The sequence below is a fragment of the Butyricimonas sp. Marseille-P2440 genome (assembly GCF_900091675.1).
Taxonomy (GTDB): domain Bacteria; phylum Bacteroidota; class Bacteroidia; order Bacteroidales; family Marinifilaceae; genus Butyricimonas; species Butyricimonas synergistica.
In genome coordinates, this window is record NZ_LT594606.1 from 298623 (window position 1) to 317237 (window position 18615).

Here is an 18615-nt window from a genome sequence, read left to right on the forward strand (position 1 = left end):
TTGCGAGATGAAACAAATTTACCGAGTATCAATTTTGTTGTGTTTACTGGTTTCGGTGATGCCGTCGTTTGCCCAAAAGAAAAAGGGGGACGGCAATGCCCGAAGCGAGTATGTTGTGTTGGCATCCCAAAGCGTGCAGAAAGATGCAGCGTGGATGCAAGTAGTGGATGCTTTGAAAAAGAAGCATAATGCCGAGGTCTTCTTTTACGAGAAAGCTCCCCGCGAAAATCTGGCAGACCTCCAGCGGGTGCGTCCCCGTTACGTGGCAATCGTGGAAAAGCCCGAGAACCTGGGACGGGATTACGTGATCGATATGCACCACGTGAGCCGTGAAGTGGATGGGGATATTTTTGCCGATTTCCTGTGGGGAATAATCACGGGATATGACGCGGAAGCGGCAATGAAGATGGTGAACAACAGCACGGAACCCCTGCTGGTGAAGGATGCCGTCGCCACGATCATGGAGTTGAACAGTGCCAAGTGGTTCGACAACTATGCCTGGGTGGATGACCATAACCGGGGATTGTGGGGCGAGAAGAAAGGTCGGGATGCCAAGATACAGACCGCCCAGATCGACCCGAAGACCGTCCTGAAGAAATTCACGGATATTTATGCCGAGTATAACCCGGATTTGGTTGTAACGGCAGCTCACGCCACGGAGAGAAACCTGGAAATGCCTTACTCGTTGGGTAATATTATGGCGAAGGATGGCAAGCTGTACGCGCGGGATCATTTTGCCAACACCACGTGGGATTTGAAAGAAAGCGGGAAACGCAAGGTGTATTTTGCCGTGGGCAATTGCCTGATCGGTAACGTGAACAACACCAAAGAGAGTATGGCTATCGCTTGGATGAACAGTGGGAACGCTACCACGATGATCGGTTACGTGGTCACCACGTGGCACGGTCGTAACGGTTGGGGTGGTTTGAAGTATTGGGTGACCAACCCGGGACGCTACACCCTGGCGGAAGCGATCTACATGAACCAGCAGGATTTCCTGTACCAGCAAAACGAGTGGTATCCTTCTTTAATCAAGGAGAACTATAACTTTGACGGTAATGAGTTCCAGATTGCCGGGCAGAAGATCGCGAACGCGATGAAGGGACAACCCACCCAAGACCAGATCGGGTTCTGGCACGACCGTGACGTGTTGGCTTATTACGGCGACCCGAAGTGGGAAGTACGTTTGCAGGAAGTGCCGGGAGAAACGGATTTCACGGTAACTTCCAAGGTAAAAGGCAAGAAATGTATCATCACGATCAACACGAAAGAGAATTTCAGCCTCGAACGCATGAAGGGCGACAAGTTCAAACAGGAGCACGTGCTGGACCTGCCTTTCAGCTATTTCTTCCCCACGCGCTTGAACAATCCCCGCCTGGCTGCCGGACAGGACTGGAAAGCGGCAGTGGACGAGAACTTCCTGATTATTTACAACCCGGAGTTCAAACCGAATTCAACGTACGAGATCGTGTTGGATATAGACAAGTAGCGTTGGGAATAATCTCATAAATCACCGGAAGTGGCAAAAGTAATCAGGCTTTTGCCACTTCTTTTTTCCCGAAGTTCGGGAACCCTTTTTCAGCGACGTATACCCCGCAGATGATCAACAAGGCGCCGCCGATGGCGATAAACGTGATATGCTCGTGCAGGACAATGGCGGAAGCGATAAGCGTGACAAGCGGGGTAAGATAGATGTAATTGTTTGCCCGAATGCCTCCCAGCACCTTCACGGTCTTGTTCCACGCGATGAAGCAGATAAAGGAAGCGATAATCCCCAGGAACAAGAGGTTTCCCCATACTTGCGGCAAGGCAAAGAGTTCCGCGTTCCAGCGCAACGGGTAGAAGTGAAACATAGGCAATAACGTCACCAGCCCGTAGAAAAACACTTTGCGGGTAATAAACACGGTCGGGTAGGCGTCCAGCTTCTTCAGGATGATCGTGTAAAATGCCCAGCACAAGGCGGCGGCAAGCGTGAGCAAGTCCCCAATCGGCTTTACTTGCAAGACGATGCTTCCGTTGAACACGACAAGCACTACTCCCGCGAGAGCCACGAGTGAGCCCCAGACGAGTGATTTCTTTATCTTTTCCCCCCGGATAAACAGGCGGGACAGCAAGGCTGTCAGAATGGGAGCGGTACACAGGATGATCGACACGTTGGATGCCAGCGTGTAGTCGATAGCGATGTTCTCCGTGACGAAATAAAGGGAACCTCCCGTGATACCGGATGCAATGAATAATAATTCATCTTTTATGCTGTTTGCCCACAAGCGGCGATGTTCCAGTAGGCAGAGGAGAATGTACGCGATAGCGAAGCGGTATAGCATGATTTCGACAGGTGTCAACCCGTTATTTAATAGTACTTTCGTGGAAACAAAGGTGACTCCCCAAATCGAAATAATTAGGAAGGCGAACACGTGATATAGTGTGTTGGAACCGGATTTTATTTGTTGCATAAATATTTGTTTGAAACGGATGCAAATGTATAAAAGAAAATTGATATTTCAACTTGCTGGACCGATATTGTAGGGCTTCTTGCCAGAGGAGAAATCTGGGGGAGCGGCGGTCTACCTTCGGGCTGGATCCGGTAACTTCTCGATAACTTCTCGACAACTTCTCGATAAGTCTTCGACTCAGCATCGAAAAGTTATCAAGAAATTATTAGGAATGAATCGAAATTATGTTGAATGTGCGCCTGGTCTGGCAAGAAGGTGCACCGGGGAAATACAGGAGGAATGCGTTGGTAGTAAATGTGTTATTCCGGTAGTGCGGCGCGGCGGTATGTCGTGAATTAAGACTTCTATTTTCCGCGTCCATGCAGTGTGTAGTCGAAGAAATGAGCCTTTTTATCGAAGAATAATGTGTAAGTGATTGTTTTATATGTTGTTGTGCGTGGTAAAAATATTTAATTTCTATTTATTTGTTGTATTTTTCCCGGGTATCGCCAACTTTATCTATCTTTGAGAGATAAAATTAAAATACCATGAAACGAATTGTGTCTATCTGTTTACTTGTGCTGGTGTTGGGGGCTTGCGAGAGGGAGCATTTTATTACCGATCCGGCTTACCGGGCGATGGTGGAGGAAGATTTTCAAAGAAAGAGGGCGGTGTTCGGGGAGTCCGGGGCGGCTTTGTTTGGTGTGTTCGACAGCGTGATGACGCTCCCCGAGCGGGAGGCGTTGACTTTTCTTTACGCTTATTCCCCGCTGGTAGATATTTCCTTCTCGGGCGGGGAGTACCTGCTCGACAACGTGCGCTTGGCTTTCCGCGCGCGGGAGGAGATGCCGTGGGGGCTTTCCGTGCCGGAGAATATCTTCCGTCATTTCGTGCTTCCTGTGCGGGGAGGCAAGGAGTACTTGGACACGGCAAGGGCGGTCTTTTTTCGGGAATTGAAGGAGCGGGTTGCCGCTTGCGGGAACATGGAGCAGGCGGCACTGGAAGTGAACCACTGGTGTCACGAGAACGTGATCTACAAGCCGACGAATGCGCGTACGTCCTCGCCTCTTGCCACGAGGCTGCGGGCTTACGGGCGGTGTGGCGAGGAATCGGTGTTCACGCTGGCGGCATTGCGTGCCGTGGGCATTCCCGCCCGGCAGATATACACGCCCCGCTGGGCGCATTGTGACGACAATCACGCTTGGATAGAGGTCTGGATCGACGGCGAGTGGAAGTATCTTGGTGCTTGCGAGCCGGAACCCCGGTTGAATATAGCGTGGTTCACGCTGCCCGTGCAGCGGGCGATGTACGTGGAAGCGGAGGTGTTCGGGAAGTATGGCGGCGACGAGGAGATTGTCTTCACGAACGACAACGCCTCGGCGGTGAACGTGACCTCCCGTTATACCCGGACGAAACGGACGGTGGTACAGGTAACGGACTCGCTCGGGCGTCCCGCGGGGGGAGCCCGGGTGGAGTACAAGATATTTAATTACGGGGAATATTATCCCGTGGTGACGCTCGTTGCCGATGCCCGCGGGGAAACGGCGTTGACTCTCGGGGAGGGTGACATCATGGTGTGGGCAAGCGATGGCGGGTGCTTCGGGTTCGGGCGATTTCCCGTGGGGGAGCGAGATACGCTCGTGATAGCTTTGGACAAGGGGGCGGGTGACGCGTTCGCCACGGAGTTCGATCTGGTGCCTCCCGTGCAGCGGGATATAGAGGCATTGTCGACCGCGGGCGAAAGGGCGGCGAACGACCGCCGCCTCGTGCGCGAGGATTCGTTACGGAATGCTTACGTCGCCACGTTCATGACGGCAGAGGCAGCACGGGGCAAGGCGGTTGAGCTGGGCGTGGATACCGCTCGTTTCGCCCGTTACGTTCGTTTGGCGAGAGGTAACTACGCGGAGATCGAACGGTTGTTCCGTGAGGTCGGGGATAAGGAACGGGCAATGCAGCTGTTGGATGTGGTTGCCGAGAAGGATTTGCAGGATACCCCGGCGCGGGTGTGGCTGGATCACGTGGCGGGTATGCGGGATTTCCCGGACGGCGAGCTTTTCCGGGAATACGTGCTGAACCCGAGGGTGCAGAACGAGTTGATTACCGCTTTCCGGCAGCCTGTCCGCGAAGCCTTGTCGCGGGATAGCGTGCTTGTCGACGGGGAGCGTATCGCGCCCCGTGAACTTGCCGAGCGGTTGTTGCGTTATATCGAGAAAGTACGGGTAGCGGACTACCCGGCAAAGGTGGCAACTCCTCCTGTCGGCGTGCTTCGCGCGGGGGTGGCCGACGCTCTTTCCCGGAATATCTTTTTCGTGGCGCTTTGCCGCGCGGTAGGGCTTCCGGCGAGGTTGAATCCCGTTTCCGGCAAGCCGGAATGTTGCTTGGAAGATATGTGGTACACGGTGGATTTTGCCGCCCGACAAGCCGTGCCGAAAGGACAATTTATGCTCCATTACCCGGGGACACCTGTTGGTGACCCGAAATATTTCTTGAATTTCACGGTCGGGAAGATCGAGAACGGGCAGGTGCGCACGATCGACCTCGGGAGTAACGCGGCGGTAGACATGGGGGCGGGTGCTTCCTACAGCCAGATATTCGCCGCTCCTGTCCTGTTGGAGGCGGGGGATTACGTTCTTTCTACCGGCAATCGCCGTGGGGACGGCGCGGTATTCGCCGGGATGACTTCTTTCCGCGTGGAAGCGGACGGGCAGACCGGCATGGAGTTGCGGGTACGTCCCGTGGAGGAACGGACGGAGATTGTCGGCAAAGTACGGTTGCCTTTGTCTTTCGTGCCGGAGGGCGCGGAGTCCCCGGTGAAAATCACTCTCCCGCGGGAGGGGTACACCGCTATCGCTATCGTGGAGGCGGAGAAAGAACCAACCAATCATCTTTTGCGCGACATGGGGAGCATGAAGGAGGAATTTGACCGGTTGGGCTTGCCGTTTTATTTCGTGTTCCGGGACAAGGATAACTCGCATAAATTCCACCGCTCGGACTTTCGTCCTTTCCCGTCGGGCGTGTGCTGGGGGTACGATCATGACGGGGTGCTGCTCGGGCAGTTGGCGGAGGATTTGCAATTCCGTGACACGAGCACGCTTCCATTGGTGGTGCTGCTCAACGGCGACGGTGAGGTAGCTTTCGTGTCAAGGGGCTACCGCGTGGGATTGGGAACGCAGATCATGAACGTGATGAGCCGGAAATGATGCAGACGATCATACGCCTTTTTGACGAACGGGACGCCGAAGCCGTGTCCCGTTTGATCCGGGATAACTTGTTGCACGTGAATAGCCGGGATTATGATGCTTCGGTCATCGATTATATGTGCCGTATGTTCACGCCCTCGTACTTGCGCGAAACCGCCGTGACCCGTACTATGTTCGTGGCAGAAATAAACGGGCAGGTAGTGGGTACCGTCGGTTTGGAGGGGGACGAGGTGTGTGCCCTTTACGTGTCCCCCGGGGAGCACGGGCAACGGATCGGCGAACGGCTGCTGCGCCACGTCGAGGATGTCGCCCTCGAGCGGAACATCCACTGGCTGCAACTGTCCGCCAGCCTCACGGCTGTCCGTTTTTACGAGAAGATGGGATACGTTGCCCGTGAACGCGAGGAATCCGAATACTTCGGACCCGCGTACATAATGACGAAATTAATTAGATTGGAGTAGTTGAAGAAACTAACACAATTTTCTCTTTTAACTTTCAATGGAATTCCGTACATTGGCATCCTCTTTAGTTGTTTTGTGTTAAATTGTATATTATGAAAGAGAAGTCTACAAATGTAAAGGCTTTATTGCCTGTGTTATTCGGGTTTTTCATCATGGGATTTTGTGATGTGGTGGGAATATCCGTGGGTTTCGTGAAGAAAGATTTTCAATTGAGTGAAACGGTTGCCAATTTCCTGCCTTCCATGGTATTCCTGTGGTTTTTGCTGTTGGCGGTTCCGGCGGCGATATTCATGAATCGTGTGGGGCGGAAGAAGACGGTACTGGTGAGTATGCTCGTGACCATCGTGGGAATGCTGATTCCCTTTGTCGAGTACAACATGGTTACTTGTTTCGTGGCATTTGCCCTGCTGGGTATCGGCAACACGATTTTGCAAGTATCGCTGAACCCGCTCTTGACCAACGTGGTGAAGGGCAACGTGCTAGCGAGCTCGCTCACTGCCGGGCAGGTGTTGAAGGCGGTTTCCTCGTTTTGCGGTCCGTTCATCGCCGCTTTCGCCGCTTCCGTGCTGGGAAATTGGCAGTACTTGTTCCCGATATTCGCGGTGCTGACGTTGCTGTCCACGCTTTGGCTGATGTCCGCGCGTATCCATGAAGATGGCGCGGAGCCGGAAGTTTCCTCGTGGGGCGGGACGTTCGGGTTGTTGAAGGACAGGACGATCTTCTTGCTTTTTCTCGGCATCGTGTTCGTGGTCGGCGTGGACGTGGGAACGAACATGGTAGTACCCAAGCTGTTGATCGAGCGGTGCGGGTTTACCGAGATCGAGTCGGCGGTGGGACCGAGTACCTATTTCGCCTTCCGCACGATCGGGGCGTTTATCGGGACATTTCTGCTTGCCCGCGTGTCGGGCAGGAAGTATTTCCAGGTGAATATTATGGCGGCTATCGCCGGGCTGCTGGCGTTGTTCTTCGTTGGCGGGCAATACGCTATTTTGGCGTTGGTCGCTCTCGTGGGGTTCACTTGTTCCAGCATTTTCTCGCTCGTTTTCTCCATGGCTATACAAGCCCGCCCGGAGAAAGCGAACGGCATATCCGGTCTGATGGTAACCGGTATATTCGGGGGAGCCGTCGTGCCGCCGCTGATGGGTTACCTTACCGATCTGCTTGGCAGCCAGGCGGGGTCGCTTCTGGTGATCCTCGGTTGCCTCTGTTACCTGCTTTACTGCTCCTTCGGGATCAAGGTGAAAGCGTGAATCGTCAATCTTAAATCATAAATATAGCATGTACCAGTTTGACAAAAGAATAGTGATGACGTTGGATGCCGGGGGAACGAATTTCGTGTTCTCGGCGATACAGTCCAACGAGGAGATCGTGGAACCGCTCACGTTGCCTTCCAACGGGAATGATCTCGAGCGGTGCCTGGCGACGATGGTCACGGGCTTCTCGGCAATCCGCGAGAGGCTGGCGGACGCTCCCGTGGCGATCAGTTTCGCCTTTCCCGGTCCGGCGGATTACGTGAACGGGATTATCGGCGACTTGAAGAACCTGCCCGCTTTCCAGGGAGGCGTGGCGTTGAAGGCTTTCCTTGAACGGGAGTTCGGGATACCCGTGTTTATCAATAATGACGGCGACCTTTTCGCTTACGGCGAGGCGTTGGCGGGGGCGTTGCCCGAGGTGAACCGGATGTTGCAGGAGGCGGGAAAAGGCAAGGTGTACAAGAATTTGATCGGCATCACGCTGGGCACGGGGTTCGGGGGCGGCGTGGTCCGTGACCGGGAACTGTTTCTCGGGGACAATGGAGCCGCCGCCGAGGTATGGGTGTTGCGCGACAAGCGGGAACCCCGCTACGGCGTGGAGGAAGGAATCTCTATCCGTGCCATCCGGCGTGGATATGCCCGGTTGTCGGGTGACGAGCGGGATTTGACACCGAGGGATATTTTCGATATAGCCGAGGGTACGCTCGACGGCGACCGGGAGGCGGCTCGCGAGGCTTTCGCCCGTGCCGGGGAGGTGCTGGGAGAGGCTATCGCCTCGATGAACGCCGTGGTGGACGGGGTCATCGTGATCGGTGGCGGCATCGTGGCGGCACATAAATACTTGATGCCCGCCGTGATGCGAGAGTTGAACGGCTCGTTGTGCATGTATGACGGCAGCCCGGTGGATCGCATGGAGATGAAAGCTTTCTTCCTCGACGACCCGCGTGACCGGGAAGCGTTTCTCGCCCCAACCACGAAACAAATCCTTATCCCCGGGACGACGGAAACTGTGGATTACGACCCCGTGAAACGTGCTGCCGTCCTCGTCACGCGGCTGGGCACGAGCAAGGCAATCGCCTTCGGGGCTTACGCCTTTGCGCTGAACGAGCTGGATAGAGGATAGCTTACATTTTACTCTAAACTTTAAATTTAAAACTTACTTGTATGAACTCGGATTATTCATTGAACCCGCACGTTTTGTCGCGTTACTTGCATAAGGAACCGAAGTATTTTACCAAAGAAGATATCATTCGTTACGTTAGAGAGAATGATATCGAGATGATTAATTTCCGTTATCCCGGGGCAGACGGGCGGTTGAAGACGCTGAATTTTATTATTAACAGTCTTGAGCATCTTGACAATATACTGACCTGCGGGGAACGGGTGGACGGGTCGAGCCTTTTCCCTTATATCGAGGCAGGATCGAGTGACCTTTACGTGTTGCCCCGTTATCGTACGGCATTCCTCAACCCGTTCAGCGATATCCCGGCGGTAGATATACTTTGCAGTTTTTACACGAAGGATGGCAAGCCTCTCGAGATGTCACCGGAGTACACGATGCGAAAGGCGCACGAGGCGTTGCGGCAGGTGACAGGGTTGGAATACGAGGTGATGGGCGAGTTGGAATACTACGTGGTTACCGATACGGAGCCGTTGTACGGGACTCCCGACCAGCGGGGATACCACGAGTCGACGCCATTCTGTAAGGGACAGGAGTTGCGCACGTTGGCGATGAAGTATATCGCTTCTACCGGGGGACTGATCAAATACGGGCATTCCGAGGTCGGTAATTTCACGTTGGACGCGCGATCGTTCGAGCAGAACGAGATCGAATTTCTACCCACGCGCATGGAGGATGCCGCCGACCAGTTGATGATTGCCAAATGGATTCTCCGCACGCTGGCGCACGAGTACGGGGTAGACCTGACGTTTGCCCCGAAGATCACCGTGGGCAAGGCGGGTAGCGGTATGCATATTCACACCCGCCTCACCCGTGACGGCAAGAACGTGCTGGTGGAGAACGGCAAGCTGACGGATACCGCCCTGAAGGCGATCGCCGGGTATCTCGACCTGGCTCCCTCGTTGACGGCTTTCGGCAACACGAACCCGTCGTCATATTTCCGTTTGGTTCCTCACCAGGAGGCTCCCACGAATATCTGCTGGGGTGACCGCAACCGTTCGGTGCTGGTGCGCGTGCCTCTCGGCTGGACGAGCGGGGCTGCCAATATGTTGCAGGACGCTAACCCGCGGGAACTGGTGGAAGAGCGTGATTATAGCAACAAGCAAACCGTGGAATTCCGTTGCCCGGACGGATCGGCGGATGTCTATCTGCTGATAGCGGGACTTGCCGTTGCCGCCCGCCACGGTTTCGAGATGGAGAACGCCTTGCAATACGCCCGTGACCGTTACGTGGACGTGAATATCTTCGATGATGCCAACAAGGCGGTTGCCGACCGGTTGAGCCATCTCCCTGCTTCCTGTCACGAGTCAGCCCTCTGCCTGGAACAACAGCGCGGCGTGTACGAGGAATACGGCGTGTTCGCCCCCGGGTTGATTGACGGTGTTATCGCCATGCTCCGGAAATACGATGATGCTAATCTTCGTGAACAACTCAAGAATGAGGAGGTGGGGATGGAGGAACTCGTGGAGAGGTATTATTATTGCGGATGAAGCGATCGATGCTGTGATTTAGTGATTGCCGATTGGGGGATTTTAGATTAAAAAGATTACCGAAGCTGGAATACTCTCCGGCTTCGGTAATCTTTTTAATTTGCGTCTAAAAATTAATTCAGTCCGCTTCGTTCGAGTAACGCGTCGACGGTCGGTTCCTGTCCGCGGAAACGCTTGTAGAGCGTCATCGGGTTCTCGGAAGCGCCTTTTTCCAACACTTCACGGCGGAATGACTCGGCGGTTGCCCGGTCGAAGATACCGCATTGTTTGAACAGCGAGAAGGCATCGGCATCGAGTACTTCCGCCCACTTGTAGCCATAGTAACCGGCGGCGTATCCCCCGGCAAAGATGTGCCCGAAGGCGGGGGAGAAGGCGGTGCCTTTCACGAGGGGCATGATCTCCGTGCGTCCCATGGCTCGTTGTTCGAAGTCAACGAGGGGTTCGGTAACGGGAGCGGTGATCGTGTGCCATGCCATGTCCACCATGCCGAAGCTCAGCTGGCGGTCGCTGCCGTATCCCGCTTGGAAGTTGGACGAACGTTTGATCTTGTCGATGTACTCTTGCGGGATGGTTTCGCCCGTCTGGTAGTGGGTTGCCCACGTGTCCAGCCATTCTTTTTCGAGGGCGTAGTTTTCCATGAATTGCGAGGGCAATTCCACGAAGTCGCGGGACACGCCGTCCATCGAGGTTGAACCGTAGGTGCATTTACCGAAGATGCCGTGCAGGGCGTGACCGAACTCGTGGAGGAAGGTAGTTACCTCGCTGAACGTCAGTAACGACGGTTTCGTGTCGGTCGGTTTCGTGAAGTTCATCACGAGGGATACCAGCGGGCGTTGGTCTTTGCCGTCTACCATTTTTTGTCCCCGGAAAGCGGTCATCCACGCACCTCCGCCCTTGCTCTCGCGCGGGAAGAAGTCGGTGTAAAGCACGGCGAGGAACGAACCGTCATTGTCGTAGACCTCGTAGGTTTTCACCTCGGGGTGGTACAGCGGGATGTTCGTCACTTCCTTGAAGGTGATGCCGTAGAGGCGCATGGCAAGGTCGAACACGCCGCGTTGCGCGTTTTCCAGCTTGAAATAGGGGCGCAGCATCTCGTCGTCGAGGGCGTATTTTTCTTGCATCAGTTTATTGGAATAGTACGACCAGTCCCAGCGTTGCAGTTCGCCCTTGAGTCCCTGTGCACGGGCGTATTTCTCCACTTCCGCCTTGTCCGCCAGGGCGTGGCGGTGCGATGCCTCGTGCAGTTGGTCGATGAAGTCGTTGACGATCTCGGGGGTATTCGCCATGCGGTCGGTTAGCGCGTAGTCCGCGTAGGTGGGGTATCCCAGCAATTTCGCCTTTTCGAGGCGCAGTGCCGTGATGCGTTTTACCACGCTTTCGTTGTTGTATTCATTGTCGCGGTACGCGCGGGAGGCGTTGGCACGGTACATTTGCTCGCGGAGGGCACGGTTGTCGGCGTATTTCATGAAGGGTGCCATGCTGGGGTAGTGGAGGGTGAACACCCATCCTTCTTTACCGCGTTGCTTGGCGGTCATCGCTGCCATTTCCTTCACTCCCTCGGGAAGTCCCGCGAGGTCTTTCTCGTCGGTGACGAGCATCTCGAAATCGTTCGTTTCCGCCAGTTCGTTCTTGTCGAACGTGAGGCTTAGTTTCGATAGTTCCACGGAGATTTCCTTGAAACGTTCCTTGGCGTCGCCCTCTAGGTTCGCCCCCCCGTCGATGAAGGATTTCCACGTGTTCTCGAGCAGGGTAGCCTGTTCCGTCGTGAGGTTCAGACCCTCTTTTTGCTCGTGTACTTGTTTCACGCGGGTGAATAATGCCGGGTTCATGTATATCGCGTTGCTGTAAGCGGTGAGCTTCGGCGACACGTTTTGCGCTATATCTTGCATCACGCTGTCCGTGAGGCAGGCGTTCAGGTTGAAAAATATACCTGCCACGTCGCCCAGACGTTTGCCGGCGCCGTCCAGTGCCGCGATGGTGTTGTCGAAAGTGGGTGTTTCCTTCGAGTTGGCGATAAGGTCGATTTCCCGTTGTGCTTCCTCGATGGCAGCATCAAAAGCAGGTTCGTAATGTTCCGCCTTGATCTTATCGAAAGGCGGCGTCTGGTGGGGAGTGGCGAAATCCGTCAGCAACGGGTTCTGCTCTGTCTTCCCGCAAGATGCCACAAGTAAAATAATTGCAGCCATAGATAATGTTTTTCTCATGTTATATTAATTTGTTATTACTCTAATTCGAGGTGCGAAGTTACGAAAAGTTTATAAAGTTACGAGGTTTGGCGGGTAATAGATTAAGGTTAGGCTATCTTTCCTCTACCTTATGGAGGAATCATGAACCAAGCATAAACGTAGCATAGGCGATGATTTACGTTTATGCTACGTTTATGGTTCGAAGATGCCACGTTCATGGGGTAGGGAATGGGTAGCCCAAGGACGAGGATTGTGGTGGAATGGGATCAACTGTTCGGCGTGATGTCTGCTAGTTCATCGGTGATGGCTTGTTGCCTGCGTTTGTTGTAAGTCTGAGACAATTCGTCGAGCAGTTCTTTGGCAATAGCCGTTTTGTCGGTCTGGCGGTCGCCGATGATGACTTCTCGCTGCCCGTGACAGATGGGAATCATCGTGTCGACGGCTTCGCGGATAAGCAGCATCCTCCAACATCATTATTCCAGATCGGCCTTCCTGTTTCCTGTAATCGTGCATAAATTCAACCGATGTACACAATAAAAAGAAGTAACACTCTGTTTTACTGAATTATAACACGATAAAATGTACACGTGAAAATTTCCAGAATTACTCAATGACGTCTAAGTTTGCACCCAAAAATAACGCGTATGGAAAAACATAAATTTTATAACCTGTGCTCCACTTTAGCTGCGGCTACATTGGTAATGTCGCTTTTCGCAACGTCCTGCACGGATGAAACCGAGCAACTCCCATCTTCGGAGCGTATCCGTTTTATGTTTCAGGTTCAGAGAGCCGGAACCTCTTTCGAGGGAGACGGGCAGAAGACAGCCTCCCGCTCCAGTGTTTCCGCCTTGCAGACCGGGATGGTAGATTCCCTCTACCTGCACACCCTTTACACTGACAGCATCCGTTTCCCGTTCGTGGAAGATGCGGATGACAGCGTTGCAGTGTCCCGCGCCACCCCGGTAAACGCCGGTAACATGTACGACACGTTCGGGGTGTCTGCCTATTCATACACCGGCAGCTGGGACGGCACTCAACTCCCCAATTATATGTATGATGTTTCGGTCAAGAATAACGGCGGTTCCTGGGAGCCCGCCTCCAACCCTTATTGGCCGGGTCGTGCCTACAGGATGAAATTCTTCGCCTACGCGCCGAAGGGTAATGGCGCTTACCGGCTTTCCGGGCGGGAGGCCTCCGGCGCTCCGAGCATCGCCTGCACGGTTCCTGACGCCGTGGCTGACCAGCAGGACCTGCTTGTGGCGGCCTCCGGCGAGCTCCCGGGTAACTCCGGTACAGCTGTCGACCTAACTTTCCACCACGCGCTTACCGCGGTGAAGTTCGTACGCGGCAGTGACATGAAGGCGGGTATAATAAAGAGCGTGACGCTGAAAGGGGTGAACTCCACGGGTACCTATAATTTCGAGACACGCGAGTGGAGCGGCATCGGCACGGTGAAGAACTTTTCCCAAACGTTGGACAAGGCTTCCGACGGGACCTCGGGCAGAGCCATCACCACGGAGGCGCAGACCTTCATGATGATTCCGCAGACGCTCCCCGACGGGGCGGTGATAGAAGTCGTGTTCAATGACGGGACAGACGACCACACCTTGACCGGAGCCATCGGTAAGCAGGTTTGGCCCATGGGAAAGACCGTGACCTACAAAATATCCACCACTTCCATCAACTGGGAATACGTGCTCACAGTCAATCCCCCGGCTATATTTAACTATACGGGAGGCACGAGGACTTATAGAGTGACCAGCTACCGGAAAAACAGCAAGGGAGCCCAAGAGCCCGTGAAGTGGAAGGCGCAGTTCTCCACCGATAACGGCGCGACGTGGAGCGACACCAAGCCCGACTGGCTCACCGCGTTCACGGCAAGCGGCGCGGGTAGTGTGACCGCGGTATCCCTCAATGCCACGGTGAACGCACAGACAGGCATAAAGGAGGATAATTCGCATACAACAGCCTTGCGGGGAAAAGGAGAGAAAGGATCGGCAACCACGCCTTACAACCTGTCGAACAAGAACGGCGGATCTGCGGTCGAGAATACCGCCAACTGCTACGTGATAGGCGCTCCGGGATATTACTCCTTCCCTCTGGTTTATGGCAACGCGATCAAGGGCGGAGCGGTCAACAGTTCCGCGTATAGCTCTACCGCCAAGACAAGCCGCTACATCCTGAACCCGTTCATCAACCATGCGGGAACCGGCATAACCGGCCCTTATCTCACGGACAACGGATGTGTTCCCGCGAAGGCGGAACTGGTATGGCAAGACGCCCCCTCTCTGGTCAGCGAAATAAGATACAATTCCGGAAGCAATGGTGGCAACATCTCCTTCAAGGTTGACAAGAATACCATACAGCAAGGCAACGCGGTGATTGCCGTCAAGGATGCCTCGGGCGACGTTCTCTGGTCCTGGCACATCTGGGTGACGGACGAGGACGTGAACAATACCATCGAGGTGACCAATCACCAGAATGTGAAATACAGGTTCATGCCCGTTCACCTTGGATGGTGCGACGAATATATCGTCACATATGATGCACGTGACTGCAAGGTACGTTTCACCGCCGGTGATCGAACAAAAGATATTACCGTTTCCCAACGTAGTAATACTGGCATAATGGGTTGTAATCATCCTTTTTATCAATGGGGACGCAAGGACCCGTTCTGTCCGTCCAATGACAGGGACGGCAATAAAATATGGTATGATGCAAACGGAACCCCTTCTGACGCGAATGTAAAAGTGGAAGCGTTCCCGTATGGTATGGAATGTATCAGGAAGTATATACTCAACCCCGGTGTGATGCAAGGCAATGGTCAAAAAAATGGTGATAACACTTACTATAACTTGTGGAGCGCCAATAACAATACGGCCTCCGCTAACGACAACCCAGTTGTCAAGACTATTTACGATCCTTGCCCTGTCGGTTTCAAACTTCCTGCTAGCAATGCATTTACAGGGTTTACAACAACAGGAGAGAATGCACCTTATAAGGATAATATCTCTCAAATCAACGGCACTTCGGACGGTAGGAGAGGGTGGAACTTCTACGCCCAGGCCAACAAGACCGGACAACAGATATTTTTTCCTACCTCAGGTTTGCGCAGCCCAGATGGCAGTGTTGGGTTCACCGTCGGCTACTGTTGGTCGGCCGCACCAGCCAGCCTGAGCTACGGGTGGCACTTGCGCTTGTACCGGGAGTGGGGTGTGAACGTATTAGACTATATGTTACGTTCATACGGGTTTCCTCTGCGTCCTGTCCAAGAATAGAGAGCGTAGCGAACGTATTGGATTTATTTGATTATTTGGATTTATTTGATTATTTGATTATTTGATTATTTGATTATTTTCCTACGGCTTGTAGCCGTAGGAAATTTACCGGCTATGCTATCTCCCGTCGCTAGCAAGTACTCCGTTTTCTTGATTTTTTAATGGTAATTATTTTTTCCCTTTGAACATGACTCTTGGTTCTACCACGAATGGGATGACCGAGACCGTGATGTCTAAGGCTAGGCTGTCGTGTTGCACTTTTCCCTCGTGCGAGTAGGACATCTTGCGTGTGCCGACATTGACGTTGCCGCTACCCTTGAGGCTAAAGGCGTCGCTGGAGGAGGTGGCGGTTGCTGATGCCGGGTCTACCGTGATGCCGCGCACGGGCATGGTGAAGTTCACCAGCTTGAGGGCGAGCGTGCCGTTCGAGTCAGCGGTGATCTCGATGCCACAGGGGATGGGACCTTCCGGTATCATGCCTTTCGCCTCGGGGGGAACCATGGCTTTCACGTGGTCGGGCAGCACGATAGTCGCTTCGCCGCGGTATACCCCGGGCAGTTTGTCGATGTCGCCCGCGTGGTGGTCGGAACAGCTGTTGCAGGAGGTGAATAAAACGGGTGCCGGCACGAAAACGAGAAGCAAGAGTGTAAAGAATAGGTTCTTGTTCATGAACTGTTGATTTATTTTTGTACTTTCGGGGGCTAAAAATAGAAACTTTTAGACGAAAAACCATCAAGTATATGAAAATTATAGGACAATTGCTTCTCGTTTTGCTCGTTACTGCCGGAATTGCCGGGGTGACCCGGGTGGAGGCGAAAGACAAGAAAGACCACGGGGCTGCCGTTGCCGGAACGTACAACGGGAAGGCTTATATCGAGATCATGCAGCGGGAAATGCCCTTGAAACTGGAATTGAAACGGACGCACCGGGATAGCGTGGAGGTGGTGGTGACCGATTTCGAGCTTCCCACGGGGCAAAAGTTCAGCTACCGTTCCGGCAGGGTGTCGGTAAAGCCGGAAGTGAAGGACGGCAAGACGGTGTACCGGTTGAATATTACCTTTACTTATAATTATAACAATATGCCGATGCGCGTGACCGCCACGGGGACGATTACCGACGGTCAGCTCGATTCCACGGTAAAGGCCACGATCATGGATGCCATGGAAACGAAGGTAACTTATAAGGCGAAAAAGGTCGGTATTTCTCTTCGAGAGGAATAACCTTTATTTGTAAAATAAAAATTAAATGATATATTTGCGTTATTACCGGAATGGATATGCATGGTAAATGACGGACAAATTATCGAATTGTTAAAGGCGGGAAAACGAGAGGGTATGAATGTTTTGTTTGAACGCTATTATAAACCGTTAGTATTGTTTGCTGACGGGATGTTGCATGATTTGTCTGCGGCGGAGGATGTGGTTCAGGAGCAGTTGGTTAAGTTGTGGGAAGAGGCTCTTTACGAACGGATTCACGAGCGGGCGTTGAGCACCTTTCTTTTCACGATGGTAAAGAATAGTTGTACAAACCAGTTGTTGCGGCGAGGCATAAAGACCGAGCTGCTTGCCTTGCCTCATTACCAGATAGCCCAAGAGGAAGCACAGGAACTTGATCCCGAGGTGGTTCATATGGTGCGGAAAGCGTTGGATTCTCTTCCGGAGAAGACTCGCGGCGTGGTGGAATGTGTCATGTTGAGAGGGCGTATGTATAAAGAAGCGGCGGAGGAATTGGGTGTGTCGCTCAATACCGTGAAAACATTATTAAAAATCGGGTTAAAAGAATTGCGCGTGCTGCTAAAGGAACAACGGGGAATGATATTTTTATTTATCTCTCGTTTTAGTAAGATTCTTTCTCGTTAGTTTAGTAGGTTCCAGAAAAAAAATTATCTTTTTATTCACCCGCGAAAGAAAAAATCTTGTTTAACTAATAAAACAAACAAGAGAAAGCATGAAAATAGATGATGATATATTCCGGGATATTCTGGCTTGCTGGGGCGGAAACGCCACGGGAGAGCAGGTGAATCGAGTGCGGGAATGGATGGAGGAGAACGAGGAAAACCGACGGGAATACGAGCGTCTGTCCCGGCTTTATTACCGGTTGGGGTACGCGGAGCGTTGGGATAAAATTGATGTACAAACAGAGAAAAGCCGCTTGCTGGGACGTCTGTCAAGATCGGGAAAGCGGCGGATGGTACGTTACGTTTGGGGTGGAATCGCGGCGGCTTGCGTGATTATTGGCGTGATGGTTTTCCCGTGGGGAAGGGAAACGCCAGTGTCGAAATTGCCTTCCTTGAATTTAGCGGAGGTGTTATCCGGCAGTTCCAAGGCAACCTTGGTTCTGGATGACGGGCGAATGATCCCGTTGACGGCGGATACTTCTTTTCGGATGCAGGTGGAAGGGGCGATGGTGAAAGAAGACCTTGCCGCCGGGTTGAAATATGAGGTTTCGGATAGTTTGAAAGAAGTGCTGAAGCGCCAGCCCGTGGGATATAATAAATTGGTTGTTCCTCGTGGCGGGGAATACATCATGACCCTTGCCGACGGTACGCGGGTGTGGTTGAATGCCGAAACGGAAATGAGGTATCCGGTTGTTTTCGGAAAAGATACGCGGGAGGTTTACGTGAAAGGCGAGGCTTATTTCGAGGTGGCAAAGGATGCTTCGTGTCCTTTTATCGTGCACGCTTCGGGTGTGGCAACCCGAGTGTTGGGAACGTCTTTTAACGTGATGGCTTACGAGGGGGAAGAACGGGTGGAGGTTACTCTCGTGACCGGAAAAGTCGAGGTCGGGAATGCGGGGAATAAATGCTCGCTGGTGCCCGGGTGGCAGGCGGTGGTCGAGCAGGAAACGCACCGGATCACCCGGAAGGAAGTAAATGTGGCGGCATATACCTCGTGGCGGAACGGGTTGTTCGATTTTGGGGAAATGACGCTGGAAGAGTTGGTCGTGAAGTTGAGCCGCTGGTATGACGTGGATTTCGTTTTCGAGAATGACAATGCACGGGGCAAGCGGTTCACGGGAGCTGTAAAGAGAAATAACACACTGGAATTCACGCTTCATTTTATAGAGAAGACTTCAAACGTGTACTTTAAGGTAGACGGGCGAACGATTCGAATTTATGAGAAATAAAAAAGACCG

16 protein-coding genes are annotated in these 18615 nt (G+C 53.2%); 11 read left to right on the forward strand and 5 right to left on the reverse strand.

Annotation, left to right across the window (positions count from 1 at the left end):
• The first annotated feature begins 7 nt into the window (after nucleotides 1–7).
• Nucleotides 8–1489 carry a hypothetical protein gene (locus BN8899_RS01190; RefSeq protein ID WP_231932231.1) on the forward strand — a complete coding sequence of 494 codons (1482 nt, stop codon included), beginning with the start codon at nucleotides 8–10 and terminating at the stop codon, nucleotides 1487–1489.
• Between the two features lie 43 nt (nucleotides 1490–1532).
• Here BN8899_RS01190 and BN8899_RS01195 read toward each other — a convergent pair whose 3' ends face one another.
• The gene (locus BN8899_RS01195; protein ID WP_065217971.1) at nucleotides 1533–2453 is read right to left on the reverse strand and encodes a DMT family transporter; all 921 of its coding nucleotides are present in this window, start codon (nucleotides 2451–2453) and stop codon (nucleotides 1533–1535) included.
• Nucleotides 2454–2980: 527 nt separating this feature from the next.
• Between BN8899_RS01195 and BN8899_RS01200 the strand changes: the two genes are divergently transcribed.
• The 5 genes from BN8899_RS01200 (at nucleotide 2981) to BN8899_RS01220 (ending at nucleotide 10016) form a co-directional block, all read left to right on the forward strand.
• The gene (locus BN8899_RS01200) at nucleotides 2981–5632 is read left to right on the forward strand and encodes a transglutaminase domain-containing protein (protein WP_065217972.1); all 2652 of its coding nucleotides are present in this window, start codon (nucleotides 2981–2983) and stop codon (nucleotides 5630–5632) included.
• A complete protein-coding gene (locus tag BN8899_RS01205; RefSeq protein ID WP_018338821.1) occupies nucleotides 5629–6093 on the forward strand; it encodes a GNAT family N-acetyltransferase in 465 nt (154 codons plus the stop codon). Before BN8899_RS01200 ends, BN8899_RS01205 begins: the two co-directional genes overlap by 4 nt.
• A 92-nt stretch (nucleotides 6094–6185) precedes the next feature.
• Nucleotides 6186–7343, forward strand: a complete 1158-nt coding sequence (locus BN8899_RS01210; protein WP_065217973.1) for an MFS transporter — start codon at nucleotides 6186–6188, stop codon at nucleotides 7341–7343.
• A 28-nt stretch (nucleotides 7344–7371) separates the two neighbouring features.
• A complete protein-coding gene (locus BN8899_RS01215; RefSeq protein WP_065217974.1) occupies nucleotides 7372–8469 on the forward strand; it encodes an ROK family protein in 1098 nt (365 codons plus the stop codon).
• 41 nt (nucleotides 8470–8510) lie between these two features.
• Complete coding sequence (locus BN8899_RS01220; protein ID WP_065217975.1) at nucleotides 8511–10016, forward strand: glutamine synthetase family protein; 1506 nt, start codon at nucleotides 8511–8513, stop codon at nucleotides 10014–10016.
• 113 nt (nucleotides 10017–10129) lie between these two features.
• Here BN8899_RS01220 and BN8899_RS01225 read toward each other — a convergent pair whose 3' ends face one another.
• The 3 genes from BN8899_RS01225 to BN8899_RS20905 all read right to left on the reverse strand — a co-directional run bounded on the left by BN8899_RS01225 (nucleotide 10130) and on the right by BN8899_RS20905 (nucleotide 13086).
• Entirely contained in the window at nucleotides 10130–12202 is a 2073-nt protein-coding gene (locus BN8899_RS01225; RefSeq protein ID WP_065217976.1) for a M3 family metallopeptidase, read from the reverse strand.
• Nucleotides 12203–12468: 266 nt separating this feature from the next.
• The gene (locus tag BN8899_RS01230; protein ID WP_187376711.1) at nucleotides 12469–12633 is read right to left on the reverse strand and encodes a F0F1 ATP synthase subunit gamma; all 165 of its coding nucleotides are present in this window, start codon (nucleotides 12631–12633) and stop codon (nucleotides 12469–12471) included.
• 249 nt (nucleotides 12634–12882) lie between these two features.
• Nucleotides 12883–13086, reverse strand: a complete 204-nt coding sequence (locus BN8899_RS20905; protein WP_187376713.1) for a hypothetical protein — start codon at nucleotides 13084–13086, stop codon at nucleotides 12883–12885.
• Here BN8899_RS20905 and BN8899_RS01235 point away from each other — a divergent pair.
• Nucleotides 13063–15480, forward strand: coding sequence for a fimbrillin family protein (locus BN8899_RS01235; protein ID WP_255366244.1), 2418 nt, complete (start codon nucleotides 13063–13065; stop codon nucleotides 15478–15480). The two genes, BN8899_RS20905 and BN8899_RS01235, sit on opposite strands and share 24 nt — an antisense overlap.
• A 168-nt stretch (nucleotides 15481–15648) precedes the next feature.
• Here the strand turns inward: BN8899_RS01235 and BN8899_RS21325 are convergent, their stop codons facing one another.
• Nucleotides 15649–15882, reverse strand: a complete 234-nt coding sequence (locus BN8899_RS21325; RefSeq protein ID WP_369800395.1) for a hypothetical protein — start codon at nucleotides 15880–15882, stop codon at nucleotides 15649–15651.
• On the opposite strand from BN8899_RS21325, the gene BN8899_RS20585 reads away from it, so the two are divergent.
• The 4 genes from BN8899_RS20585 to BN8899_RS01255 all read left to right on the forward strand — a co-directional run bounded on the left by BN8899_RS20585 (nucleotide 15770) and on the right by BN8899_RS01255 (nucleotide 18606).
• Complete coding sequence (locus tag BN8899_RS20585; RefSeq protein ID WP_148375211.1) at nucleotides 15770–16159, forward strand: hypothetical protein; 390 nt, start codon at nucleotides 15770–15772, stop codon at nucleotides 16157–16159. The two genes, BN8899_RS21325 and BN8899_RS20585, sit on opposite strands and share 113 nt — an antisense overlap.
• 61 nt (nucleotides 16160–16220) lie before the next feature.
• Nucleotides 16221–16700, forward strand: coding sequence for a hypothetical protein (locus BN8899_RS01245; RefSeq protein WP_065217980.1), 480 nt, complete (start codon nucleotides 16221–16223; stop codon nucleotides 16698–16700).
• A gap of 60 nt (nucleotides 16701–16760) precedes the next feature.
• The gene (locus BN8899_RS01250; protein ID WP_018338837.1) at nucleotides 16761–17339 is read left to right on the forward strand and encodes an RNA polymerase sigma factor; all 579 of its coding nucleotides are present in this window, start codon (nucleotides 16761–16763) and stop codon (nucleotides 17337–17339) included.
• Between the two features lie 88 nt (nucleotides 17340–17427).
• On the forward strand, nucleotides 17428–18606 hold the full coding sequence (locus BN8899_RS01255) for a FecR family protein (protein ID WP_065217981.1): 1179 nt from the start codon (nucleotides 17428–17430) through the stop codon (nucleotides 18604–18606).
• The last annotated feature ends 9 nt before the right edge of the window (nucleotides 18607–18615 follow it).